This is a genomic window from Streptomyces ardesiacus (assembly GCF_003112575.1).
Taxonomy (GTDB): Bacteria; Actinomycetota; Actinomycetes; order Streptomycetales; family Streptomycetaceae; genus Streptomyces; species Streptomyces ardesiacus.
Genome location: NZ_BEWC01000018.1, coordinates 1 through 24,657 on the forward strand (window position 1 = coordinate 1; position 24,657 = coordinate 24,657).

General features: G+C 69.1%; 16 protein-coding genes and 1 pseudogene. 13 read left to right on the forward strand and 4 right to left on the reverse strand.

Annotated features, from left to right (window positions below; genetic code table 11):
* The first annotated feature begins 572 nt into the window (after positions 1–572).
* The 10 genes and pseudogenes from Sdi02f_RS35295 to Sdi02f_RS35340 form a co-directional block, all read left to right on the forward strand.
* Complete coding sequence (locus Sdi02f_RS35295; protein WP_108934779.1) at positions 573–2,969, forward strand: DEAD/DEAH box helicase; 2,397 nt, start codon at positions 573–575, stop codon at positions 2,967–2,969.
* A gap of 56 nt (positions 2,970–3,025) precedes the next feature.
* Positions 3,026–5,128 (forward strand): telomere-associated protein Tap, encoded by a 2,103-nt coding sequence (tap, locus tag Sdi02f_RS35300; protein ID WP_108934780.1) that lies wholly within the window; start codon positions 3,026–3,028, stop codon positions 5,126–5,128.
* A gap of 3 nt (positions 5,129–5,131) precedes the next feature.
* Positions 5,132–5,689: a telomere-protecting terminal protein Tpg gene (gene tpg / locus Sdi02f_RS35305; protein WP_108934781.1), complete on the forward strand. Its 558-nt coding sequence runs from the start codon at positions 5,132–5,134 to the stop codon at positions 5,687–5,689.
* A gap of 316 nt (positions 5,690–6,005) precedes the next feature.
* Positions 6,006–7,394, forward strand: coding sequence for a TniQ family protein (locus Sdi02f_RS35310; RefSeq protein WP_245962288.1), 1,389 nt, complete (start codon positions 6,006–6,008; stop codon positions 7,392–7,394).
* Positions 7,395–7,702: 308 nt separating this feature from the next.
* Positions 7,703–8,413 (forward strand): TnsA-like heteromeric transposase endonuclease subunit, encoded by a 711-nt coding sequence (locus tag Sdi02f_RS35315; RefSeq protein ID WP_108934793.1) that lies wholly within the window; start codon positions 7,703–7,705, stop codon positions 8,411–8,413.
* The gene (locus Sdi02f_RS35320) at positions 8,410–10,665 is read left to right on the forward strand and encodes a TnsB C-terminal domain-containing protein (RefSeq protein WP_108934782.1); all 2,256 of its coding nucleotides are present in this window, start codon (positions 8,410–8,412) and stop codon (positions 10,663–10,665) included. Before Sdi02f_RS35315 ends, Sdi02f_RS35320 begins: the two co-directional genes overlap by 4 nt.
* On the forward strand, positions 10,659–11,687 hold the full coding sequence (locus Sdi02f_RS35325) for a TniB family NTP-binding protein (protein ID WP_108934783.1): 1,029 nt from the start codon (positions 10,659–10,661) through the stop codon (positions 11,685–11,687). The genes Sdi02f_RS35320 and Sdi02f_RS35325 overlap by 7 nt, the downstream gene beginning before the upstream one ends.
* Positions 11,688–11,779: 92 nt before the next feature.
* Positions 11,780–14,989 carry a Helicase associated domain protein gene (locus Sdi02f_RS35330; protein WP_108934784.1) on the forward strand — a complete coding sequence of 1,070 codons (3,210 nt, stop codon included), beginning with the start codon at positions 11,780–11,782 and terminating at the stop codon, positions 14,987–14,989.
* Between the two features lie 53 nt (positions 14,990–15,042).
* Positions 15,043–17,190 (forward strand): P-loop NTPase fold protein, encoded by a 2,148-nt coding sequence (locus tag Sdi02f_RS35335; RefSeq protein ID WP_245962289.1) that lies wholly within the window; start codon positions 15,043–15,045, stop codon positions 17,188–17,190.
* A gap of 187 nt (positions 17,191–17,377) precedes the next feature.
* Positions 17,378–17,536 (forward strand): annotated as a pseudogene (locus Sdi02f_RS35340) (helicase associated domain-containing protein); the annotation flags it as partial.
* A 57-nt stretch (positions 17,537–17,593) separates the two neighbouring features.
* Here the strand turns inward: Sdi02f_RS35340 and Sdi02f_RS35345 are convergent.
* The 3 genes from Sdi02f_RS35345 to Sdi02f_RS35355 form a co-directional block, all read right to left on the reverse strand.
* Entirely contained in the window at positions 17,594–18,352 is a 759-nt protein-coding gene (locus Sdi02f_RS35345) for a TIGR02391 family protein (protein WP_245962290.1), read from the reverse strand.
* 372 nt (positions 18,353–18,724) lie between these two features.
* Positions 18,725–19,291, reverse strand: a complete 567-nt coding sequence (locus tag Sdi02f_RS35350) for a mobilome CxxCx(11)CxxC protein (RefSeq protein WP_108934787.1) — start codon at positions 19,289–19,291, stop codon at positions 18,725–18,727.
* A gap of 682 nt (positions 19,292–19,973) precedes the next feature.
* Entirely contained in the window at positions 19,974–21,239 is a 1,266-nt protein-coding gene (locus Sdi02f_RS35355) for an AlbA family DNA-binding domain-containing protein (protein WP_108934788.1), read from the reverse strand.
* A 212-nt stretch (positions 21,240–21,451) separates the two neighbouring features.
* On the opposite strand from Sdi02f_RS35355, the gene Sdi02f_RS35360 reads away from it, so the two are divergent.
* The 3 genes from Sdi02f_RS35360 to Sdi02f_RS35370 all read left to right on the forward strand — a co-directional run bounded on the left by Sdi02f_RS35360 (position 21,452) and on the right by Sdi02f_RS35370 (position 23,400).
* Positions 21,452–22,153 (forward strand): hypothetical protein, encoded by a 702-nt coding sequence (locus Sdi02f_RS35360; RefSeq protein ID WP_108934789.1) that lies wholly within the window; start codon positions 21,452–21,454, stop codon positions 22,151–22,153.
* A 165-nt stretch (positions 22,154–22,318) separates the two neighbouring features.
* Positions 22,319–22,762: a hypothetical protein gene (locus tag Sdi02f_RS35365; protein WP_159107707.1), complete on the forward strand. Its 444-nt coding sequence runs from the start codon at positions 22,319–22,321 to the stop codon at positions 22,760–22,762.
* Positions 22,763–23,040: 278 nt separating this feature from the next.
* Entirely contained in the window at positions 23,041–23,400 is a 360-nt protein-coding gene (locus Sdi02f_RS35370; RefSeq protein ID WP_108934791.1) for a hypothetical protein, read from the forward strand.
* 371 nt (positions 23,401–23,771) lie between these two features.
* On the opposite strand, the gene Sdi02f_RS35380 is transcribed toward Sdi02f_RS35370, so the two are convergent.
* Positions 23,772–24,616, reverse strand: a protein-coding gene (locus Sdi02f_RS35380) for an IS5 family transposase (RefSeq protein ID WP_438363757.1) whose coding sequence is annotated in 2 segments (ribosomal slippage) — positions 23,772–24,257 and positions 24,260–24,616 — 843 coding nt in all. Because the reading frame shifts where the segments join, the coding sequence is not laid out codon by codon here.
* Between the last annotated feature and the right edge of the window lie 41 nt (positions 24,617–24,657).

Here is a 24,657-nt window from a genome sequence, read left to right on the forward strand (position 1 = left end):
CCCGCGGAGCGGGCTATGCAGCGCTGGCGCGCTGCATAGAGAACGGCTCCGCTGACGCTCCGCCAGATTCCCGCGCAAGCGCGGAAATCGAATTCCGCAAGCGGAATTCTGAGTGCGTGTCAATTCGCGCAAGCGCGAATTGATGGAATCCCGCAAGCGGGATTCCTGGGGCTGGCAATAAGGGGTGAGTGCATCACGCGCGGGTCTGTGTAGGGTTTGAGGTTTCCAGCTACCACCCCTGAACGGATGTGACGAACCGTCGGCCTGGCGGGGTGCCAGCCTCGTTGTAGTGACGGGTTCCGCTGCGCTCCACCCTGAACCACTCCCCCCACCGTCTACCTGTCCCGACATGTTCACCAATGGCCTGTCAGCATACAGGACAACCGACCGTTCGTGGGTGGGATTGAGTCATGCGCCACTCTCGGTAACGAAGTTTGTGTGCGGGTGATGCATCACGAGTTGTAGCTGTGTAGAGTATGGGATCAGATGCTACACCCCTACCATCGCGCCCCTTGCGCCTGGATTCCATTTGTTATTACGCGCTGCATTCCGCGAAAAGGAGAACACGGGGCATGGCCGTGAAGCTGCGTGATCACCAGATCGAGGCCGTTGCCGCCATTGTGCGCGGTTTCGATGTCCCGCCAGGTGGTATTCCCTGGAATGGTCTTCGTGGGCAGGTGCACGCGGCGTGTGGGACGGGGAAGACCATTATGGCTGCCGCGTCGGCGAGGCGGCTTGTGCCCAGGGGGCGTGTGCTCGTGCTGGTGCCGACGCTGGATCTGCTGGCGCAGACGGTGAGGGCGTGGCACGAGGCTGGGCACAAGGGGCCGGCGGTGGCGGTGTGTTCGCTCCAGGATGACCCGGAGCTGTGGTCGTTGAAGGTGCGCTCCACGACGAACCCGATCCAGTTGGCGCTGTGGCACGGGCAGGGGCCGGTCACCATCTACGCGACGTACGCCAGCCTGGGTGTCCTGGCGGAGGCGTTCGAGGGCGCCTACGGCCAGAAGTTGGGCCCGGTAGACCTCGCGGTGGTTGATGAGGCCCACAGGACAAGTGGGTCGATGGGTAAGGCGTGGGCGGACATCCATGACCAGAGTGTCATCCCGGCGTACCGGCGGCTGTACCTGACGGCGACGCCGCGGATCTGGGAGGAGCGGCTGAATCGTGAGGTTGCCGAGGGGGTGCGTGATCCGCTCCCGCGTGAGATGGCGGCCTCCATGGACGACGAGAAGGTCTTCGGCCCTGTCCTCTACAAACTCTCGCTCGCATCTGCCGTCTCCCGGGGCTTGCTGGCGCGGTACCAGATCATCGTCCTGGAGCTGAAGGACCCGGTCGTCACGCCCGAGCGGCTGATGGGCGAGGAGCGGCACACCGAAGAGGTCCGCGGTCAGCGTCTCGGAGCCTTGCAGGCCGCGCTCCTGCACACGATGGCGCAGCACGACCTGCAGACGTGCATCACCTTCCACCACCGCACGATCGAGGCACAGGCTTATGCCGAGGGCCTGGAGCGCGTCGCGGCCAAACTGCACGCCGACCAGCCCGAGAGGTACCCGGCTCGGATCTGGGCCAACTGGCTGTGCGGCGAGCACGTCCCCGAGCGCCGGCGGGAAGTCCTCGGCTCGTTCGGGACCACGGCGCAGCGGGCCGTGCTCGCGAACTGCCGGGTCCTGGGCGAGGGTGTCGATATTCGAAGCGTGGATTCGGTTGCCCTGTTGGACCCCAAGGGCGCGCCGCACGACATCGTCCAGGCCATCGGCCGGGCACTCCGGCAAAAACCCGGACAGGGCAAACTCGCCTCTCTGATCGTGCCGGTATTTCTCCAGCCGGGAGAGCACCCGGAGGACATGTTCACCTCGGGGTCGTATCGCCCTTTGGTGAAGGTATTGGAAGGTCTGCGGGCTCACGACGAAGAGGCCGTGGAGTTGCTCGCGATTCCGCAGGAGCCCCAGAAGGACGTCGCGCAGCCGTCCGTGAATATCGGTGTCGCGCCGGAGGAGGGCGAGGAAGAATCCCGGCTGCTGCTCCGTTTTGCCGCCCCCAGGGATCCGGTGATGGTCGCGGACTGGGTGTCCTTCAACGTGATCGACACCGAACGCCAGGACTGGGCCCGCGGCTGGGCGGCACTCAAAAAATTCACCGAACGCGAGCGGCACGCCCGCGTGCCCTACGGACACCGCGAGGGCGCGACACCGCTTGGACAATGGGTCGCAGAACAACGACGCGCCTACGGGGCCGGGCAGATGACCGGCCAGCGCGCGAGGCGACTCGAGCAACTCGGCATGGTCTGGTCCCTGGCCGATGAGCGGTTCCAGGAGAACCTGGAGGCTGCCAAGGCCTACTACGAACAGCACTGGACACTGTGCGCGCCCCGGCCCGCGACCATGCTCGACCGGCCCGTGGGGCAGTGGCTTTCGAATTTGCGACGGCCAGGTGCGCTGGACGATCACCCCGAGTGGAAGACAGCGCTCGAGGCTGTGGACGAGGACTGGAACCCGTCGTGGCCGGCGGACTGGCAGCGGCACTACGCCGCACTACGCGAGCTCGTACGCGACGAAGACGGACAGGCCGACGTCCTGCCCGGCCTCACCGTCCACGGCATGGACATCGGGAAATGGCTCGCCCGACAACGCACCCCGTCGGTCTGGCAGGCCCTGACAGACGGGCAGCGCGAACGCCTGGAACGTCTCGGCATCACGCCACCGGCCCCCGAGCCGGAACCGGAGGAGCCCGCGAAGCCGTCCACGACACCCGCAGGGGCCTTCGAGCGGGGCGTTGCGGCCCTGGCGCAGTACAAGACCCGGGAAGGACACCTGACCGTCCCCAGGGCCCACACAGAGCGACTGGAGGACGGCACCGAGGTTCGGCTTGGGGTGTGGGTCATGAACCAGAAAGGTCGCCGCGCGAAGCTCACCACCGACAAGCTCGCCGCACTCGCCGACCTGGGGTTGGAATGGGCACGCGAAGGTTAAGGAATGGGATAAGTTTCTGGCTAAGCGATTCGGGTCTGATGTGAAGGTGCGGGGATATGGCATCTGAGGAAGAGCTGTTCGCGTCGGTCGATGCTCTGTTGAACGAGGAGCCGCACCTTCCGCCTCCGGCGGAGCGTGCCCGGCTGCGTGAGGCCGCCGGCATCACCCAGGCCCGCCTGGCCACCGCGCTGAAGACCACGACCCAGTCGGTGAAGAACTGGGAGAACGGCCGCAGCGAGCCGAAGTCGCCGCGCCTGGACGCATACCAGCGGCTGCTGAATGGGTGGGCGGCGAAGTACCCCGCCCCCGGCGCAGCCCCGGTTGCCTCGACGGCGCCGGCGGCGTCTGCTGAACCGGCCGCGGCCGGGGTGGTCCCGGCCAACATCCCGCAGGCTCCCGCCGTTCCAGCCGCGGCGCCGACGCGCCCCGCCACCCACCGGCCCGCCGCCGCATCGCGGCGTCCGGCCCCGAAGAAAGCGGCGCAGCCGGCAGCCGACCCGCGCTTCCCCCACGGCCCCCTCGTGGTCCTGGACGGCGACGGCCGCGCCTACGGCATCGGCGGCATCGTGCTCGACTGCCCCGCGACCACGGTGGTGGAGCTGGTGGAGTGGACGCTACGCGAGTCCGGCCTCGGAGCGCCGAAGCTGAACCGCTACGGCAAGGACAGCGACCCGCTGATCGTCCTCACCGCCGCGGCCGCAGTGCAGCTTGGGCTGCCGGAGCGCCTGGAAGGCCACGAGCAGCGCCGCTCCCTGCGCCTGCCGGAGGACCACCCCGTGGTCAAGCAAGTGGTGAAAGCGAAGTGGCGGCTCACCCAGCGGGGGTTCGGGCCCTGGGCAAGGATCTACCGGAAGGCGCAGGGCGCGCAGCGGCAGTGCGTGCAACTCGCCATCCTGTCGTGGGACGCCCTCGATGAGCGGTCCTGGCCCGGCGTCTCCAAGATGGAGCCGGCAGACATCGCCCGCGTCCTCGGCATCTACGCAACCCGCGTCATCACCCCACGCGGCTCCACCGCCGTATCGGGCCTTGAGCTAATGACGGCGCTGCGGCCACCCACACGCCCCACGCAGGACCCCACCACCGGCAACTGGGTGCCCGGCCACAACCCCGGCTCACTCGGCACGGAGCCGATGGACCCAGCCCCGCCGGAAGCCACCCCCGAGCATCCCGTGGTCGTGGACAGCGGCTGGAGCGGCGGGTTCCTCAACGAGGAGGCCTACCAGTGGGTGCGGAACGTCGATCTGCTGACCGATGAGGAGTGCACGCTGCCGTACGCGGTCGGCCTGGATCTCAACACCGCGTTCCTCGCAGCCGCCGCCCGCCTAGTCGTCGGCCTCAGCACGCCCGACCACTTCCAGGCGCCGACGTTCAATCCGAAGATCCCCGGCTCCTGGCTGGTCGACCTCTCGCATATCGAGCTGGACCCGCGCCTGCCCTCGCCGTTCACACCGGACGGCACCCGGCCGACGGGACCTGCCTGGTACCAGACACACACCGTCGCCTACGCCCAGGAACTCGGCCACAACGTCGCCCCGATCGAGGCGTATCTGCGCCGGGAGACCGGCGCCTACCTCGACCCATGGCACGACCGGCTCAAGGCGGCATACGTCGGCACCCTCGCCGACCTCGGTGTCACCAAGGACCTGGACGACAGCGAGTTCCTCGCGGCGATGGAGCGGCACAAGGACGCCGACCCCGCCCTGGCGGCCGTCCTGGCCGCCGTCAAGGCCACGGTGAAGGGCGGCATCGGCAAGCTCCGGGAACGCCCGCAGGGCAAGAAGTACAAGGAGGGCGAGCGGTGGCCGGCCCTTCAGCGGCCGACCTGGCGGCCCGACATCCGCGCCGCCGTCATCGCCAAGGCCCGGGTCAACATGCACCGCAAGATGCGCAACATGGCCACGATGACGGGCCTGTACCCGCTCGCCGTGCTCTCCGACTGCGTCGTCTACCCCTCGCCTGGGGAGAGCCCGCTGGACTTCCTGCCCTACGCCGCCTCCGGCAAGCCCCAGCCCGGCGCCTTCCGCCTCGGCCCGACGCCGGGTCTGGCGAAGCTGGAGGGCGTCCAGTCGATGTTGTGGGCGGTCGACCTGATGGAGAAGGGCCTCAACCCGGCCCGCCACATCAAGGGCGGCGACGCCGTCCTGGACGAAGGCGAGTAGACCGTGGGAGAGATCGACGACGCCATCGAGCGGGCCGACCGGGAGGGCTTCACCCGCCAGCCGCCCAAGACACTCCAGGCGCGCATCAACTTCCTGATGAAGCAGCTCAAGACGACCAAAGCCGTTGCCCAGGAGATCGGGGTCAGCCAGCGGTCGGTGGAGCGCTACCGCAGAGGCGAACGCAAGCACCCGCCCAAGGCGATCACGGACCGGATCGACGCCGCCGTACGAGCCCGCTGGCAGCCGCAGGTCCGCAAACGCCGGCAGAAACAGGCCGCCACCACACGCGGGATCACGGTGGAGACAAGGGCCCGGTTCGGCTACACCGCACCGATCGGCACCACCGACGATGGACGCTTCCGCCGCCTCACCGTCCACCTCCCTCCCACTTACGCGCAGCGGCTGTTCGATGCCCGCGAGGCCAGGGCCAGCGATCAGGAGATGCGCCAGATCATCGCCGAAGGCTTCAAAGACGTGTACTTCCAGGACGGCGGAAACCGCGCCATGGGACTCTCCGACGTCACCCTCAACGACATCGACTACCTCGACCTCGACTACTGACCTCACACCAGCCGCAGGCCCAGCACCTGCTTTGTGACTGAGCACTTCAGTTGGTGGCCGACGAGGCGAGCTCTGCGCTCAGGCTCGCTCCGCATCGACACAGCGTCCGCACCCCCGGCCCCACGCGCACACAGTGACGCCGCGGAGGCTTTCCGCAGCTGAAGTTGGGCGGTGACCTCTAGCCTTGTGCAATCGGCCCCCGGAACCAGGCCAGCCCGCCGGACGCGAACCACCCAGGCAGGGGCCACGGGCTGGCCGTGAAGCGCGTGTGGGGCTGGCACTGAGCAGGAGCAGGAAACGGCATCGGGGGTCTGGTGTGGCAGCGGGGGTGTTGCGGACCGTGCCGCTGGCCGGGGAGCTGACCGCATCGTTAATCAGCCGCGTGGCGGCCCGCTACGGTCTCCCGACCGGCGGTGTGCTGCAGCTGTGGACGTGCCGCAACTCCCCCGCCCGGCACGACGGCGGTGGTGCCAGGGCGGACGCGGAGGTCGTCCTCAACGAGGCCGGGCGGCAGGTGCTCTCCGAGCTGTGCAGGGTGGAGCCCAAGGTACTGGCGCGCGCTTTGCCTGCCTTCTCCATGGACGACCCCAAGATCAGCACCGGCCGGGAGGCCGGGGTGGCACAGGCACGGTGGCGGGCGGCGGGCACGGTGGCAGGTCCGGCCGCGTTCGGCTGCCGGCTGTGCACCGCGCGGCGCACCCGACAGGCACTGCGAGCGGTGCACTACGTGCCACGGTGGCATCGGGTCTGCCTGCGGCACGGGCGCTGGCTGCTGGACGCGGACGCCGACCAGCCGCTGGAACACCTCGATGTGCGCGGCGCGGCTGAGGTGGTGGCCGCGCGGCGGCGGTGGCCGGGCGTGGCGCGGCGTGCGGTGCGGGCCGGGGTAGAGCCGGAGCAGGCGTTCACGCTGGCGCATGCGGTGGTGGCTCGCTGGTGGGAGCAGGCCCTGTCCTGGGAGCAGGAGCAGATCTGGCCGCGCCGTCTGCACCAGCTGGCGGGCGGCAACGCGGGATCACGACTTGCGTGGTGGCGGATCGTGGGCCGGGATGCGGCGATCTTCCCGGAGGTGGTGGCTGTGGCGCAGGCGCTGCTGGAGCCGGCCATGGCCGAGGTGGCCTGGCAGGCAAGCGGCGGGATGCGGCCTCGGGCGCGGAGCGCCGACGATGCGTTCTGTCACCGGCTGGGCGAGCGGGTGGGCCGCACCTGGCTGGGGCCCGAACTTGCGGCCGACCACGGCAGCCCGCTGAACGGCTGGAAGGGCGCGATCGTGCGTGCCCGCCGCCACGAGACGGGACCGCCGGGCTGGCAGGAGGATCCGTGGCACCTGAAGCGGGAACAGCAGCCCGCCACGATGGCCGGCCAGCTGCGCGTCATGGCGGCAGAAGCCCGATCGGGCGGCTCGGGAACCCGGTGGCGGGCCACCGTTCCTGCCGAACAACGGTTCCGCATCACGCAGTTGGTCGACGAGGCACGTGAACAGCTGGTGGAGCTGCGCGGCGTGCACAGCGGCACCACCGCCGAGGTGGCCCGCACCCTGCTGGAGCACCTCAGCCACAGTGCCGACCTGATCGACCAGGCCCTCGTGCATACCGCCGCCGCAGCCGTCGCCTCCGGGGTGGCGCTGGAGGAGGTGGCCCAGTGGTCCCGTCTGCCCGCCGAGGAGCTGGCCGCGGTGCTCGCCCTGGGTGAGGGCGAGGACTGACACAACGGCCTGCAAGGGGAACGTGAAAGTGCGGGACTCTGCACTGACACCGGTGCCCGGGCACGGCACCCTTGGGCGCCGCGCGCAGCCCAACATCCCGCGGTTGCACCGATGTTGCGGTTACCGGCCGGTTCTCCTGCGCGGCAGGTCAGGCATGGCGTTGTGTGGAGTACGTGATCATCGACAGCAGCCAGGAGACCGCATCGTCCGCGGTGCCCGGGGCCGGGTGCCGCATCCCCGAGCCCCACAGTACGGGTGGTGCTGTTCGACGCGAAGAAGCTGCGGCTGTAGATGCCAGCCTGATCGATGTGCGCTTTCGAGACCCTCTCGGGTGCTCGCGTCAGGTCCCGTGGCTTGAGGCTGCTCAGGACGTCGTCTTTGAAGAAAGTCCTGCGGTACGGCCTTTCCCCGTCCGGCCCGGGCGGCGTGTGGCTCCGGGCTGGTGGTGGTCGTCGACGACCGGGCGGCTGGTGGCGTACGGGTCCGGTGTCATGCGGACCGAGCTCATGCTGTTGGACCGGGATCCGGCGGTGGTGGCGCTGGCCTGCCGGCCGGTGGAACTGGTGTGGCGTGAGGAGAGCAAGGTCATCGGTCATGCACCGCAGCTGATGGCCAGGCTTCAGGACGGCAGCGGCCTGTTGCTCGACTGCGCCGGACGCAGCGGACCCTCTGCCCGGCTGGCGGCGCGGGCACAGGTTGTGGCGGATGCCGCCAGGGCAGCGGGCTGGTCCTACCGGCTCGCGGAGCCGCCGGATCCGGTGCTCGTGGCCAATGTGCGGTGGCTGGCGGGTTACCGGCATCCCCGGTACGCAGCAGGGCCGCGGACGCCAGCTCTGCTAGAGGCCTTCGGCAGTCCGCGGCCGGCGGTGGAGGCGGTGTATGGGCTGGGGGATCCGATCGCCGTGTGGCCTGCGGTCTTTCACGCGCTGTGGAGCGGTGTGCTGCGGGTGCGGCTGGACGAACCGCTGCACGAGCGTGCCGTCGTCTCGGTCGCACGGCAGGAGGCCGAAGCGGCGTGACGCAGGCGGTTGTCGAGGTCGGGGCGCGCCTTCGCTACGACGGACGGGTATGGACGCTCGCCGTGCTGGAAGGCTCCCGGGCCACGCTGGTGAGTGACGGGGGCGCCTCGGCGGTGGTACTGCTGCCCTACCTGTTCGCCGATCCGTCCTTCGAGGTAGAAGGCGGGACGGCGCCGGGGAAGGTGCCGCCGTTCGGCCTGCTGGAGGCACTGCCGGTCGAGCTGCGGGAGCGGGCTCTGGCGTGGCAGCGGCATGTGCGGGAGGTGGAGACCGGCTTTCCTGACGCGGTCGGGCAGGGCGCCCCGCGTAAGCAGTTCGATCCGGCCACGCGGAGCCTGGCCCAGCGGGAGCGGGCGAAGGCCGAGGAGTTGACGGCGGCGGGCTGGTCGGCGAGTACGGCGACGGTACGCCGGATGCGGGCGCGCTACCGCAGCGAGGGTTTGTGGGGGCTGGTGGACGGCCGGGCGGTGCGGGAACGGTCGGCCCTGGGGCGGGCCGATGAGCGGGTGGTCGCGGCAGTCAGGAAGGTACTGGAGGGACAGCGGGAGCGATCGACGGGCACGCTGGTGCGGCTGCGCCGCCGGGTGGGCTGGCTGCTGGAGGAGGAGTACGGCGCCGGGGCGGTGGCCCTGCCGCCGGCGTCGACGTTCAACCGGCTGGTGCACGCGGTGGCCGACGGACAGGGCCTTTTGGGAACGGCGGCGCAGCGGCGGTGGCATGCGTCGCGGCCGGCACCTCCCTTCACGCCGACGGTGGCACTGCGGCCGGGTGAACTGGTGATGCTGGACAGCACGCCGCTGGATGTCCTGGCGGTCCTGGACGACGGTGTGACCGGCCGTCTTGAACTGTGTATCGCGCTGGACGTGGCCACACGCAGCATCTGCGCCGCGGTGCTGCGTCCGGTGGGCACGACGTCGGTGGACGCGGCGATGCTGCTGGCGCAGATGATGGTGCCAACGGCGATGCGGCCGGGCTGGGATGCGGCACTGTCCATGCAGCGGTCCGTCATCCCCTACGAGCGGCTGATCGCGTTGGACGCACGGCTGGAGCAGGCGGCCGCCCGGCCGGTGATCATGCCGGAGACGGTGATCGTGGACCAGGGCCGGGTGTACGTGTCGGCGTCGTTCGTCTCGGCGTGCGAGAGCCTGGGGGTGTCGGTGCAGCCGGTGCCGCCGGCGAACGGCCCGGCGAAGGGGAACGTGGAGCGGACCTTCCGCGCCATCGCCGACGGGTTCAGCCAGTACCTGCCGGGCCACACAGGCTCGGACGTCTCCCAGCGGGGCCCGGCCGCGGAACAGGACGCCTGCTGGAGCCTGACGCAGCTTCAGGAACTGCTGGACGAGTGGGCCATCTGCGGGTGGCAGGAGCGCGCGCATGAGGCGCTGCGGCACCCGATGATGCCGCGGGTCGCCGTCTCTCCGAACGAGATGTGGGCAGCTTTGGTGGCGGTGACCGGGCATGTACCGGTGCCGTTGTCCGCCGACGATTACGTCGAGCTGCTGCCCCTTCGGTGGCAGGCCGTCAACGACTACGGCATCCGCTTCGGCTACCGCACCTACGACCACCCCGGCCTGAACCCCTACCGGCGCCGCCGCTCACCGCGGGCGGACAAGAACGGACGGTGGGAGGTCCACCACAACCCCTACGATCCGAACCGGGTGTGGGTGCGCCTGCCCGAGGGATGGCTCGAGGTGCCGTGGGTCCACGCAGGGGCGGTCCGGCGCCCGTTCACCGCGTTCACCTTCGACCACGTCCGCCGCACCGTGGAACGCCGGCATGGCCGTGAAGAGCACGAGGCTGCGATCGCCCAGGCGCTGGATACGCTGCTGCGCCGTGCCAGCCAGGGACTGGGCAGCAGGCGAGAGCGGACGGTAGCCGCCCGGGCCCAGGCGGCCGCGCAGATGACCGATCCCTCCCCCTCCCCCGCAGCCGCCCCGCAGCCGTGGCCTGCGCCTCTCGCGCCAGGGGCCTCGTTCGGGCTGCCCGGTTCCTTCACCGTCCCGCTTGAAGATGGCGACGGCTGGGATGCCGACGACAGCCTGGAGGACATTGAGGACGACCCGGACGACGACTACCTTCTTGCCGCCCTTGCCGACGGCCAGGACGCCGCGGCAGGCCACGCGGATGAGGCCGAAGCATCCGGGCTGACGGCCGAGACGGCCCGGGACCATGCCGCTGGGCAGACGCCGGACACCGGCGGAGCGGGCGGCATGCGCATCTACGACCCGTACCAGGAGGCCCAGGCATGGTGACAGCGGCCCAGCCCGCCACCACGAGCACGTTCAGTCCGCTGACCACGTGGGACGGATGGCAGCAGTTCGTCGACACACCTCACGCCCCGGCACGGGACGCCGACGACCAGGAGTGGACGCTGGAGCAGCGGGAGGACTACCACGCGCGGTTCGTGGTGCTGAAGACCCCCGCGATGGACACCATCTCCACCGCGGTACGCCGTCTGCTGCTGCTCAACCGCGGCCAGCAGGGCGGAGCCAGGCGCGGCCTGATCATCTCCGGGCCGGCCACCACCGGGAAAACCACCGCCATGCAGCAGCTCGGGCGCACCGTCGAACTCGCCGACCGGCGCCGCCACCCCAACCAGGACGGGCGTCTGCCGGTGCTGTTCATCACCGTGCCGCCGTCCTCCACCCCGAAGATGCTCATCAGCGAGTTCGCCCGCTTCCTCGGCCTGCCCGCCCTGGAGCGGATGAACCAGATCCAGATCACCAACGCCGTGTGCGAGCTGCTGTGCGAGCTGGGCACCCAGCTGGTCCTGGTCGACGACGTGCACCTGATGGACACCCGCAGCCGGGCCGGCGCCGAGACCTCCGACCAGCTGAAGTACCTCGGCGAGCGGATCCCGGCGACCTTCGTCTACTCCGGCATCGACGTCGAATCCTCACCCCTGCTGACCGGCATACGCGGCTCCCAGCTCGCCGGCCGCTTCAAAATCGTGCGCAACCAGCCCCTGCGCTACGGCAGCCCGGCAGACAAGCAGATCTGGCACGACCTGGTGCACAGCATGGACAGCGCCCTGCGACTGCGCCACCACCGGCCCGGCACCCTGCTCACGCACGCCGCCTACCTCCACGCCCGCACCGGCGGCCGCATGGGCAGCCTCTCCCACCTCATCCGCGAAGCCGCCCTCGTGTCCCTGCTGGACGGCACCGAGAAGATCACCAAGAAGCTCCTCGAACAGATCGAACTCGACACCGCCGCCGAACAACGGGCCCGGGCACCACAGCGCCACCGCACACCCGCACCGCGCCGCGGCTGACCTGCGGCCGCCCTCATCGTCCGGATCTCCGTCCACGTCACTGCTCGGCTTCTGATCACCCGGGCTCCACCGAAACCGGTCTCTCCTCTCTGATGCACAACTCCCTTCCACCACAGCCACCACCGCGTGCAGCAGCGGCGCGGCCGGGGCCGGTACGGCTCGCGCCGCTGCAGGGCGAGACGAACCTGTCGTACCTGGACCGGCTGGCCGACCGCTACCGGCTCGGCGTCCGAGACCTCATCCCCGCGCTCCTCCAGGTCGGCGGAGGCCTGTTCAAGGGCTACCGCACGGACGGCGAGGTGTACCTCAACGCGGAAGCCCGCGCCCGCATATCGGCGTTCTGCCGCGTGCCCGAGGACGTCCTGGGACGGGCCCTGCCCGCCTGGGCCGCCAAGGAGCCCCTCGCACCGGACGGGGAAGGTGCGGCCGGGCGGTTCCGCTTCGGGGTGGTGGTACCGGCCGCGGGGGAAGGCTGCCGGCTGTGCACAGCGGCACACACCGGACGGACCAAGCCCGCCCGGCTGTACCTGCAGCCCCACACTCGGATCTGCCCGCGCCACCGGCGCTGGATGCTCGGCACCCACTGGGTCGACGGCGCGCCGGTCGCCACTAAGCAGATCGATCTGGCGGAGATGCCGGAGATGCTCGCGGCACACCGGCGGCACCTGCAGCTGCGCCATCGGCCAGACGTCGCCCGCGCGTTCGAGGTCGCTCATGCCGTGGTTGTCTCCTGGTGGGCGCAGCAGTGGCCCGAGGAGGAGCAGTGGCCGCACAGGGTACGCCAGATGGCGCCGCCTGGGGCAGATCCCGGCTGGTGGCGGCTGCTGGCCAGGGACGCGGTCACCTACCCGGAGACGGTTGTCCTCGCCTCGGTCCTCACCGACGAACGCACCCAGCAGCGGCTGCTCGCCGACACCTCCGGCCACCTGCCCCACACACTCGTTCACACCCCTCATCTGGTCGCCCAGTTGGCGCGGGTCACGAACCGGCCGTGGCTTCCCGAACAGATCGCCTCGACCTCGGCCGGCCCGTTGCTGCTCTGGGCGCAGCACTGCGTACGGGCCGACGCGGACCCAGCCGTCGCCGACCGGCTGTGGACGCTGCACATGGCGCACCGGCCCCGCCCCATCGCCCGCGAACTCACCGCCTACCGCGATACCGCCAGCAAGGGCAAGAACGCTGCGGGCGGTACGCGGCTGCACCTGGGGCTCCGGCACACCTCGGACCAGGCCTTCACCACCGGCCTGGCCCACGCCCGCGCCTACGCCGCCGTCCACGGCCACCTCGCAGCTCCGATCGGCGAGCGGTTCAACGGCTTTGCCCTGGGCCGATGGCTGTCGAACCACCGGAAATTCCCCGCAATGCCGCCCGAACACGTCGCGGAACTCGAGACGCTGGATCCGTGGTGGAGACCACCGTGGACGGTCATGTGGCAGCGTTCCTACTACGAAGCCCGCGACCACGCCCGCGCCCGGGGCGGCCTGCGGCCCGAACACGGCTTCCCCGCCACCAGCTTCGGCCTGGGCGAATGGCTCTACAACCAGTGCACCGGCTACGACGACCTGCACCCCGGCCAGCAGCGCCTCTTGGCCGACATCGGCCTCACCCACGACAGTGCCCGGGCCGCCCGGCCCCGCCGCAAGCACATGGCCACCCACTTCCAGAACGTCCTCGCCTGTGCCCGCGCCTACGCCGACACCCACGGCACGCTAGTGAACGCGACCGCCGACACCGTCCAGGACGGGCTGAAGCTGGGGCAGTGGCTGTCCAACCAGCGCAGCAAGGACCGCGCCCACCAGCTGCGCTACGGCACCCCGTCGTCCCGCGCGCTGGCGCTGTCGGCGATCGATCCCTGGTGGAACCCGCCCTGGACGCTGGAATGGCAGCGCTCCTGGCACCAGGCGCACACCCACGTCCAAGCCGGCCACGCCCTGGAGGCCGCGGCCGGATTCCCGAGCACCGCCAGCGCGCTCGCCGCGTGGCTGACCACGCAGTGCGCCCAGTACGACACCCTCCAGCCCGGCCAACACGACCTGCTCGCCCTCATCGGAATCACCGAGGACCGAGCCCGCGGCGCCGCCGCCCGGCCCGCCGAAAACGAAGCCGACTTCGCCACCGCACTGGGCTACGCCCGCTCCTACCACGCGATGCACGGCACCCTCGCCGCTGTAACCGACACCGTCCACGACGGCTTCCAGCTCGGACGATGGCTGCGCCGGCAACGCCAGCACGCCCGCGACCACGCCCACCGCGGCACACCACCATCCGCCCGGACCAAGGCCCTGACCGCAGTCGATCCCTGGTGGTGCCCGCCCTGGAGCCTGGCGTGGCAACGCGCCTGGCAGCACATCCACGACCAGGTACAGGCCGGCCACCGGCTCGACGCCGACCACCACTTCCGCAGCTTCGCCCCCGCCCAGCGCACCTGGCTACGCACACAGCGCAATCACTACGCCGGCCTCCACCCCGACCAGCAGCACCTCCTGACCGACATCGGCCTCACCCGCGACAGCGCCCGCACCCGGCCCCTCAACCCCTACGCAGAAACCGCCCTCGCGCACGCCCGCGCCTACGCCGATACCCACCACACCCTGGCCGTGGCCTACTCCACCGTCCACGACGGCTTCCCCCTCGGCCGCTGGCTCAACGACCAACGCCAACAAGCCCGACGCGACACCACCCCCAGCGCCCGCCACCAGGCCCTGACCGCGATCGACCCGTGGTGGAACCCGCCCTGGGACCTGGCCTGGCAGCGCGCCTGCACCCGCGCCCGCACCACACAAACCCGCCCCACCGGCCTGCCGGCCGACGTAAGAAGCTGGATCAGAGCACAACACGCCGCCTGGACACACCTACGCCCCCAACAGCAACAGCTCCTGACCGACCTGGGCATCATCCCCGTCGGCCGCCGCCGGACCAGCCGCGTCTACCCCGCAAGCCCCGGACTCGCCCACGCCCGCGCCTACGCCGCCCTGAACGGTCACCTCGCCTGCAGCAAAGACACCCACCACGACGACTTCGCCCTGGGCGACTGGCTCGTACAAACACGCCGCAGAGCCCGCCAAGGCGGCCTGGCCCCCACCACCACCCATGCCCTCGAAAACCTCGACCCTTGGTGGTGTCCGCCCTGGCCCCACGCCTGGCAACGTACCTACCAGCAAGCCAAGTTGCACCACCACACCGGCCAGGACCACTCCCCCGCCATCCAGCGATGGACCGAACAGCAACGCACCCGCTGGAACACCCTCCACCCCTCCCAGCAGGAGCTTCTCTCCGCCATCGGCATCCGCCCCAGCACCTGACCGCCTCGACCAATCTGCAGCGAGGCAGCAACGCGGTCAGGCACGCTATGCCGATGAGCGACGCGCGCTTCTTCAACGACGAACCGTTCCTCGACGACGAGGGGTCCGACCTGCTGGGGCGTGAACAGTACGCGCGGCACGCGGTGGAGTTGCTGGGGCGCGTCCGGGCCCAGACCGAAACCGGCGTCCTGGCTTTGATCGGCCCCTGGGGTTCCGGAAAGTCGACGGTCCTGGGCAAGGTGATACGCCTCCTGCAGCGCCAGGACGCCCCCGAGGACTGGCTGATCGCGGAGCTCAACCCATGGCTGTACTCCGACCTGGAGACGCTGACCGCGGCACTCTTCAGCGAAGTCCGAGCCGCCCTCCCCAAAGGAAGGCGCTGGTCAGAAGTCCGTAAAACGCTCGGAGGCTTCGGGCAGGCCATCAGCCCCTTGGGCAAGCTCACCGCGCTGGCCGGCCTCGACTCAGAGGGCCTGATCAAGGCTTTCAGCGACCGCATCAGCGGAGACACCAGCGCCTCGGCGGCCAAGCGGAAGGCCGAAGAGGCCCTTCGGCGGGCAGGGCAGCCCGTCCTGGTCGTCATGGACGATCTGGACCGCCTCACCCCCGACGAACTGCTCCTTGTCTTCAAACTGGTGCGCCTGGTGGGCCATCTCCCGAACGTCTACTACCTGATCAGCTTCGACGAGCAGACGCTGCTGGACGTCCTGCAACGCAGCGACCTCGTGGGAAACAGCGAGGCCAGGGCCCGCGAGTTCCTGGAAAAGATCATCCAGGTGCGGCTCGACCTTCCCGCGTTCCGCGAACGCGACGCCGCCGCCATGAGTATCCGCGCCCTCAACGCCCTGCTGGACTCCCACAGCCTGTCCATGACGCCAAGCGAAGAACGACGCTTCTCCGAGGCCTACTTCCGGCACCTGCAGGACAGGCTGCAGACGCCACGGGCCGTCAAACGCTACTTCGGGCAGGCCGACGCCACCCTCAGTTCCCTCTCCGGAAACGTAGACCTGGTTGACTTCCTCATCGTCACCTTCCTGCGCACCAACGAGCCCGGCGTCTACCGGCTCCTGGGACGGCACCGCGCCGAACTGACCGGCACCAGCATCGACCCAGCACAGCGGCACAGCACACAACAGCCCGGCGAACGAGCCGAACGCTGGCGCCACCGCCTGCGCGAAGCCGGCGTGGCCGAAAACCACATCAAAGGCGTGCTCAACCTGCTGGCCCTGCTGTTCCCAACAGTCCAGCAAGACCTCGGCAACGGTAGCGACACGAAAGCCGCCGCCCAGCGCCGCGGGATCGGCAGCACCGACTACTTCGACCGGTACATGGTCTTCGGCGTCCCCGACGACGACCTTCCCGAAGCCGCCTTCGACCAGGCCCTGGCCCAGCTGACCGCCGGCGCCCCTGGAGAGGAAGCGGCCGAACTAGTGCTCCGCCTCCGCGACGACACCCACCGCATCACCCGCCGAATCGAGCAGCGCCGCAGCGCCGGTATCCGCCTCCCCGCCGCTGCGCTGCTCAAGGCCATGGCAGACAGCTACGGGCAGCTGACCGCCGAACCGGAAATGATGGGCCTGGTCAACAGCGGCATGAGCCTGCAGTTCCTGGCCCGGGACCTCCTCACCGACCTCCCACCCGAACAAAGAACCCCGGTACTGGCCGCCATGGCCGCCACCCCCGACGGAGCGGTCCTGGCCACCCGGACCCTGCACCGCGCCACCAACCCGGACAACAACGACTCCGAGGAAGTACAGACCACCGAAGACTGGTCTCTTCAGGCCCGCGACGCCGTAACCGAGCAGATCGCCCAGCACCTCGTACCCACCACAGGCAGACCCGCTGAGGAACTCACCGAGTCCGACGCCGACCTGATCTGGATGTGGCGCCACACCCACCCCGACAGCCTGCGCCCCTGGCTACGCCAACGCCTCGACAACGGATGGGAACCCCTGCCCCTCCTGGGCAAACTCCTCCACCCCACGCCACGCCCGCACCGCCTGATCGACGAAAGTGTCCTGGCTGGCCTCGACGCGATGTTCGGTCTCGACAACCTCTACACACGCCTGGACCCCCTCCTCCAGACCCAGACCAGCAACAGCCCTGCCGACGAACACCACGCCAACATCCTCCAAGCACTCCGCGAGCACCGAACCGCCACCGGCCAGACCCCACCCCCAGACTCCGGCACCACGACGTGACCCCGCGCCCGAAGGACACCCTGTGCGCGTTTCAAGTAGCGACCCAATCCATCTGCATGCCACCCAGACAAACTGCACACCCCCAGGCCAAGAACCTGCAGGACCCCGCTAAGCCACGCGAGCGCCACCATCAGCACCAGGAGACGACCACTACAACTGAGAAACCCCCAGCTCAGAACACACACACTGCGCACAAAAAACGACCCACGACATCGCCGTCGATGGCGAGGCGGAACCGGTGACCGTCAAGCTCGGCGTATGGATTTCGAATGTCCGTTCCAGGCGGGACAAGCTCACCCAGGAACAGCTGGACGCTCTGCGGGAACTGGGCGTGGAGTGGGCGTAGAAACGGATGGAGGGCCAGCGGGCGCTGCATTCAGATACTGGTTGGCCCCGAGCGGTGTCACGGTCCTTCGCACTCGTCGATCCAGTGCGCGAGGAGGCTTAGGGCTGCGAGGCGTTCCAGTGCCTGCTGGGCGGTCATCTCGTCGGAGGGCCCGTGGGTGGCAGTGTTGCGAACGGTCATGTTGAGTCCGGGCGCGTACTTGGACAGGCCGTTCTGCATGGAGCTGACTGTGCGGTCATTCGGGTCCCCGGGCCAGGTGAGCACCGGACTCTTGGTGTTGAAGACCTTCTCGTAGACGTTGGTGGCGTCCATGTTGGTCAGCCCAGTGCGGGTCTTCAGCTGGGAGATGAGGGTCTCGGCGGCGCTTTGGACAGCGAGGCGGAAGTGGCCGTCGAGCCAGAGCTTTCGGGCGGCTCCCCAGATCGTGGGGTGCATCGCCTCCACTCCGGTGGTCGGAGGGAGTTCAGCCTCCGCCTTGTCCGTCAGCGCCTCCAGACGGCCCAGGATCTGCTCCGCAGAGTCCAGCACGTCGCTCGGTTCGAGCAACGGCTTCGGGGTGATGACGGTCTTCCAGGCTGCGATCGGATCCACGGGCTCGGGGAAGCCGGCGACACCTACGTACATCCGGGTCAGGCCAGGGGCCGCCGACGCACGGCCAGCAGCGCGCGCCACCCGGTCTGCGGCAGCCTGGAGCACTTCGGGCGACACGCCTTCCTGGGCTACCGCCGCAGGCAAGAGGCCACGCCCGAAGCCAGCATCCTTCGTCTCCTCATGGAGTTCCATAAATGCCGTGAAGGCGTCTTTGAACTCGATCACGGCTGCGGCGATCTTGCGGAGGTACTCCGGATTCCGAGAGCGTCCATGCGGCTGATCGTTTCACAGTCCAGCCCAGTGAGACTCGCGAAATCACAAGGACAATGTCGGGCATTGCATCCAATGTCCGACTCTGCTGCGGCCGTTGGCTAACGACCGCAGCGAGGGCAAACCTGGGTAGTGGGTCCGAGGTCGACCCTCGTGACCCAGTCCCTCAGGGAATCCTTGCGGATGCCTTCCTGAACAACCGGGGTGCCTTGGTTGTAGTTGTTGAGGAGCCTGATGAACTCAGCACGCTGGGTTGGGGTGAGGGCAATATAGCCCTGCATGGCTACGGCAACCTTGTTGTCCATCTACTGAATCCCCTAGTAGCAGTTAGAAATCTCCGCAGACACCACAGCTCGACGGATCCATCGTGGTCGGAACCTGGTGGCAGGCTGAGCACGGACGTTGGAACTTCCGAAGCGCGGCGCGCATGCCCATGCGGCGCTCCTTCTCTGTCACATTCTTCTCGTTGTCCCTGTCCCGCCTACCGATGTTTTCGACATCGAGCTTGTCGAACTGAGCACGCAGTGCCACGAGCCCTGGGGGGTCTGCCCCGAGCGCAGCGAACCGGGAAGCCAGCGAGTCGTTAGCCGTGGACGATGCAGAAGAATACGCCAATTCCTCTGGCCAGTGCCTGACGACGGACCACAGGCTGATGACAAGCTGCGCCGCTGCAATCACCGCCCCAGCAGCGATAGCGGCGCCCCAAAGTTTGTAGCTGCCGAGCGTCCCTACCAGGGCTCCGGTGAGTAGCGGAACCGCGAGGCCCACCCAAGTCAGCACATCGGTGTGGCGCTTCAGACGTTCGGCCCGCTTCTGAAAGATGTAACTGGTCCCAAAAGCGTGGAGGGCTGCATCCCAGCACCGGCGCCGGTAGTCGTCAATGCCTGCTGCCATGCCGCTTTTCCCCCAGCGAAGCGCTTTGTCGTCTGGCGAAAGGCCAGCGTCATCGGAGTCTAGTGGTACACCTGCTCTCGACTCACGGACAACCCCCACCAGGCGGTGCCGGTCGCCGTGTCGCGGTGCACGGGTATGGTCAGGCCCCAAGTCGGCGTTACCGGCCGTGAGCCAGCCTCCGGCTCACGGTACAGCGGTGGTCGTAAGTACGCGGTCGGCGAGTGGACCGCCCAGAAGTCGGACGATCACAGCGGTACCTCCATCCGGCGGGGCTCTCCCGCCTCACCACTTGGTGGGGCTTGGCACCGGAAGGACAGCACCGGGGCGCCGGCGACTTCGCTCCCGGCTCCGCCGCCGGGCTGCCGGCGGCGAGGCCCGGCGCCCCCAGCCGACGCGCAACTGGCTGAGCGTGCTCCGATCCCCGGACGCGGCCGCGCCGTCCATCCCGCCCCTCTCTTCCTCCTTCACTCAGCCGAGGGACATGGGCAGAGCAGCCGCAACGGGGATGTCAGCAGTCCGACCATGGCGGAACGGCGTGGTGACCTGCGCGGACATGGAGACGGTCCTGCAGGCCGCGCAACCCCTGTCGCAACATCCAGCGCAACAGATAGGCGCAACCCCTGTCGCAACCTCGTGCTCCTGGTCGACTGGAGCGACCGCTCACGCGGAGCGTCCTCTTCGGCTACAGCCCGAACTGGCTCATCAGGTCCGCGCACAGTTCGTCAGCACTGCTGCGTCCTTCGTCATCCGCCGCCGCAGGGGAGAGCACGGTGTGAGCGGGCTGGAGATGGTGGGGCCTGCGGGTGTACGGCGGCTCCGCCTCCGCCCCATCTCCCCAGGTCGAGGTGAGCGGTGCCATGGCCCTGGGTCCGTCTGGAGAGATGATCAGCGAAGTCAGTTGCAGGGTGCTGTCCAGGCGCAACTTTCGCTGGTGCTCCTGCGCGGTGGCGATGAAGTCGTAGCAGCACGCCGTCACCAAGCGCTCGGATACTTGGAGGACGTCGTCCTGTCCTGGGAGCTCCTCGCCCCCCGCGCGGATGAAGGACAGATTGGCGGCCATCACCACGGTGCCGTCGTAGTGCAGCTCAGTGATGATCTCTCGGTTCATGGGTGACTGGAGGTTGTTGCACACCCAGCGGCGCAGACCGGGGCGCGGGTTGAGCCGGATGTCCGGCCCCATCCCGACCAAGGGGCCTGGCACCAGCTCTCTCGCGTGCAGAACGCGAGCTCGCGTCATGGCAGCCTCCAAGACCTCACGTGCCTGATCCCGGCTCATCGTGTAGGCCCCGCGTGGCAGGGGCCGCTGGGGCCGGGAGACCGCGATGAACCAAGCTGAGGGCACGTGGGCGTGCGCGGTGACGGTCTGGATGGTGAAGTCGATGTGGCGCTGGATCTCTTCTTCTGCCCGGCCGACGCGGGCGAAGCGGTCGCGGTAGGCCCGCTCGATCTGGTGCTCTGCCATCCAGGCGGTGTGGTCGTTGTCCCGGTAGGGGACGACCGCGGCCTGCTGTTCCTTGTCGCGTGCTGCGCCGCCGTACACGAAGTGCGGTGCCATCTCGCTGGCCGGCACATCGACGACCAGGATGGTCTTCGTCCCGTCGGTCAGCTCGAATATGTCCAGGTCCGGCAGGTAGGGCTGGACATGGTTGCGGATCCACTGAGCGTACTGCTGCCGGTTGACCTGCTCGGGGTCGATGCCTACCAGGGCGGTTGTCTTGTCCTGGACGCCGAAGATGATCAGCCCGCCGCGGGTGTTGGCCATGGCGGCGACGTCCTTGGCGAACTCGTTCCACCGGCCGTCCCTGGGCGGCTGAGGAAGCATCTCCTTCCAGTCCAGGTCGTCGGTCTCCTCCAGGTTGTCCGCCGCAGCCTGGCGGACCATGTCGAAGGTGAGAGGCCCGGGCGGGCATCCGAGGTGTTCGTGGAGTCTTGTCCATGTGCGTGCCATGCGCGGCAGCGTAGAGGGCGTATCGAACCCTGTCAGAGACGCCTTCCCTCTTGCGACGGCGGGCGGTGATTAACACTCCAGGAAACCGATGGCTCACCCTGAACAGGAGAGCCCCCGTACTCACTCGGAACATCGGGCGTCGCTGCTGTCTGGCGGCCTCCCGGACTCGGCAAGGGGCGAGAACCGTTTCCGTCGACGTCCCGGAGGCCGTTGTGCCGTTCCATCTGCTTCACTACCTGACCGACCTGGCGGCTGTGCCCGACGGCGACGCCCTGGCGCTGCTGCGCAACCTGACCGGCACTGCCTATGGGACGGCTCGCCTGATCCGGCTGCTGCGGCGTCCCGGTCGGCGCCGGGACCGCCGAGTGGTAGAACCGGGCATGACCTTCATAACGCCGGGCATGGCCGCTGCCGGCATCAAGGCCACGGGCAGCGTGGCCAGCGCTCTGATCGGACGGTACCGGCCCACGGGCGTGCCCCGGCTGGGCAGCAACGAGGACCGCGCAGAGGCATACCGGCGGCTGCTGGACGCCTCCGCCCGCTCGTTCGGCTACGCCTACCAGTTCGCCCATCTCCGGCGTGAGGCCGGGCGGGCAGCGAACAAGGTGTTGCTGGGCCAGTTGCCCCAGGCGTGGGAACTCAGCAGCGAGCTCATCGGCGCGTTGCAGGGCGTTCGGCTGTGCGGCAGCGTGCACGTCATCGCCGCCGCGGAGACCCTTGTTGCCGCGACCGGCGACCTGGACTTGAACGAGAAGAGCGCCGACCGTTTCCAACATCAGGCCGATGCTGTGGTGGCCGCCCGGGATGCGTTCCTGGACGTCTGCCGGGAAGACCTTGCCTACACCGCCCGCTGGTGGCAGGTGCGTCGGCGGATTAAGGAGCGCCGCTTCCTGCGTGAGCAGGCCGAGCGCTGAGGTGCCGGCAGTGCCGCGGTCGGTGTCGTGCCACCGCTGCCTGCTCGGGGAGCATCCTGTCCGGCCGGGCGCTCCGCTCGCGGCATTGCGCCATCGAGGTGAACGGAGCGTGCCCTGCGGCTATGTCTCATGCGCTCGGCTGTCCGCCGGGATAGCGATACGGGCATGGACCTCAATGACGTCATCGATCGCGCAGAGTTGCATGGGGAAGTGGCGCGCCGGTTCGGCAATCCGCCCGTCCCAGGGCGGCGCCGGCACATGGATGCCCGCCTGGCAGGCGCGTGGGCTCTGCTCGAGACCGCGATGAAGACGTATGACCCGGCCAACGCCCAAGGCCTGGTCCGGGCGGCGGCGGAGGCTCACCGGCGGTACACCGCTCCAGGCGCCCTGATGACCGCTGGCTTCCTGCACTTCATCTTCCAGGAGCTCGATCCCCACAAGCGGTTGGACGCTGCCCTGCACCTTGCCCCGCGGGTGGAATGGGCCGGCCGTGTCGTGGAGTGCGTGCGGGCAGGACTGGGCGATAAGGACTTCTCACTGCTGATCGAGGGCATCAGCGACATCCTGACCGACCTGGCCGACAAGGCCGAACCGGTCAGCGTGAGGTGACTCCGGCGTTCTCCGCTCGCGTCGCTGCGTCCGGCACCGATGCCCGCCTGAGCCTGTACAGCGCTTCGACGGGCCCAGTCCACTACGGCTGGCTACCGGATCCGATTGGACGCCATACCGGTACTTGTACTTGTACCGCTCTGCGCTGCCCCGCGTACGGGCCTGGACGCCTGCCGCCTTCCCGGGCCAGGCTGTCGAGATGAACGACGCGAACGACTCCGGCTCGGACGACGGCAGGATCGACAACGTCTCCCTCTACATGGAGACTCAAGACCCGCATGGACCCCGAGCAGTACGACGTCCTGGCCAAGGCCGTGCACGAGACAGCGCACCTGATAGCCGAGGGCCATCAGGCCGGCCCTGTCAGTGACGCCTCACAGTTCACCGATGAGGTTCAGCAGGAGTACGCGACGGTCCTGGCGATTCTCCTGACCGGCCGCATGGACCACCGACTCGTGGAGATGCCCGGCCCCAACGGCAGCCCCGGCTTCGCCATCGTGGAAGCCTCCGCCGCCGACGACCCGGCGAAACTGCAGGAATTGCGCGAAAAGCACCGTCACTTCGTCACCGAGCAGCAGGCCCTCTACAGCGAGCTGGACGGCATCGCCCGCGCCAGCGGCCTGAGCTCCGACGACTGACCACGCGCCGCACGGCTCACCCCGCACCGCGCCCCGCCGCCCCCACGCGGCCGGGGCGGCTGGGACCGTCCCCCCGCACACTGGCATCGCCCGCAGCCGGACCTCGCCCCCGCCGATGTTCGCCTGACGCCGCAGCGCTGACGGCGGCGCGGCGCGGCGGCCCGGCCGACGCGCAACCGGCTGAGCGCGCCCCGGTCCCCGGCCGCGGCCGCACCGCCCGTCCCTTCCTCCTTCACTCCAGCCAAGGGACATGGGCAAAGCAGCCGCAACGGGGATGTCAGCGATCCGACCATGGCAGAACGGCGCGGTGACCTGCGCGGACACGAGGACGGTCCTGCGGGCCGCGCAACATCTAGGCAGTTTCGTTTGGATCATCGGGCGGACCAGAGGAAGATGCCCGCGATGTGGAGTCCGGCGAGGTAGATGGTGGCGGTCTTCTCGTAGCGGGTGGCGATGCCGCGCCACTGCTTCAGGCGGTTGATGCACCGCTCGACGGTGTTGCGCTGCTTGTAGGTCTCACGGTCGAAGGCCGGTGGCCTGCCGCCTCGACTGCCTCGACGAAGCCGGTGGCTGCGCTGGTCTGCGGGGACAGGGATCACGGCCCGGATGCCGCGCTTGCGTAGGTGCTCGCGGATCGCGCGGGATGAGTACGCCTTGTCGGCCAGGACCACGTCCGGCCTGGTGCGAGGCCGGCCTCGCCGACGGGGAACGCGCAGGCGGGCCATGATCTCGGTGAAGGCAGGTGCGTCACCGGCCTGGCCTGCGGTGAGAGCGAACGCCAGCGGCCGGCAGCGGCCGTCGGCCGCGAGATGGATCTTCGTGGTCAGTCCGCCGCGGGACCGGCCGATGGCACGGTCGTCCGGCTCGCCGGCCGGGGCCCCTTTTTGCGGGCTCCGGCCGCGTGCTGGTGGGCCCGCACGATCGTGGAGTCGACCGAGACGGCCCAGTTGAGGTCCTCGTCCGCGTCGGCCTGGGCCACCAGGGCGGTGAAGACCCGCTCCCAGGTGCCGTCGACGGCCCACATCCGCAGCCGGTTGTAGACGCCTCGCCAGTTGCCGTACTTCTCCGGCAGGTGCACCCACTGCGTGCCGGTCTGGAACTTGTAGGCGATCGCGTCGATCACTTCACGGTGGTCCCGCCAGCGGCCACCCCGCTTCGGCGTCCGGTCCGGGAGCAACGGCTCGATCCGCGCCCACTGCGCATCAGTCAACGGCACACACGGACCAACGACCGGCTGACCCAAACGAAACTGCCTAG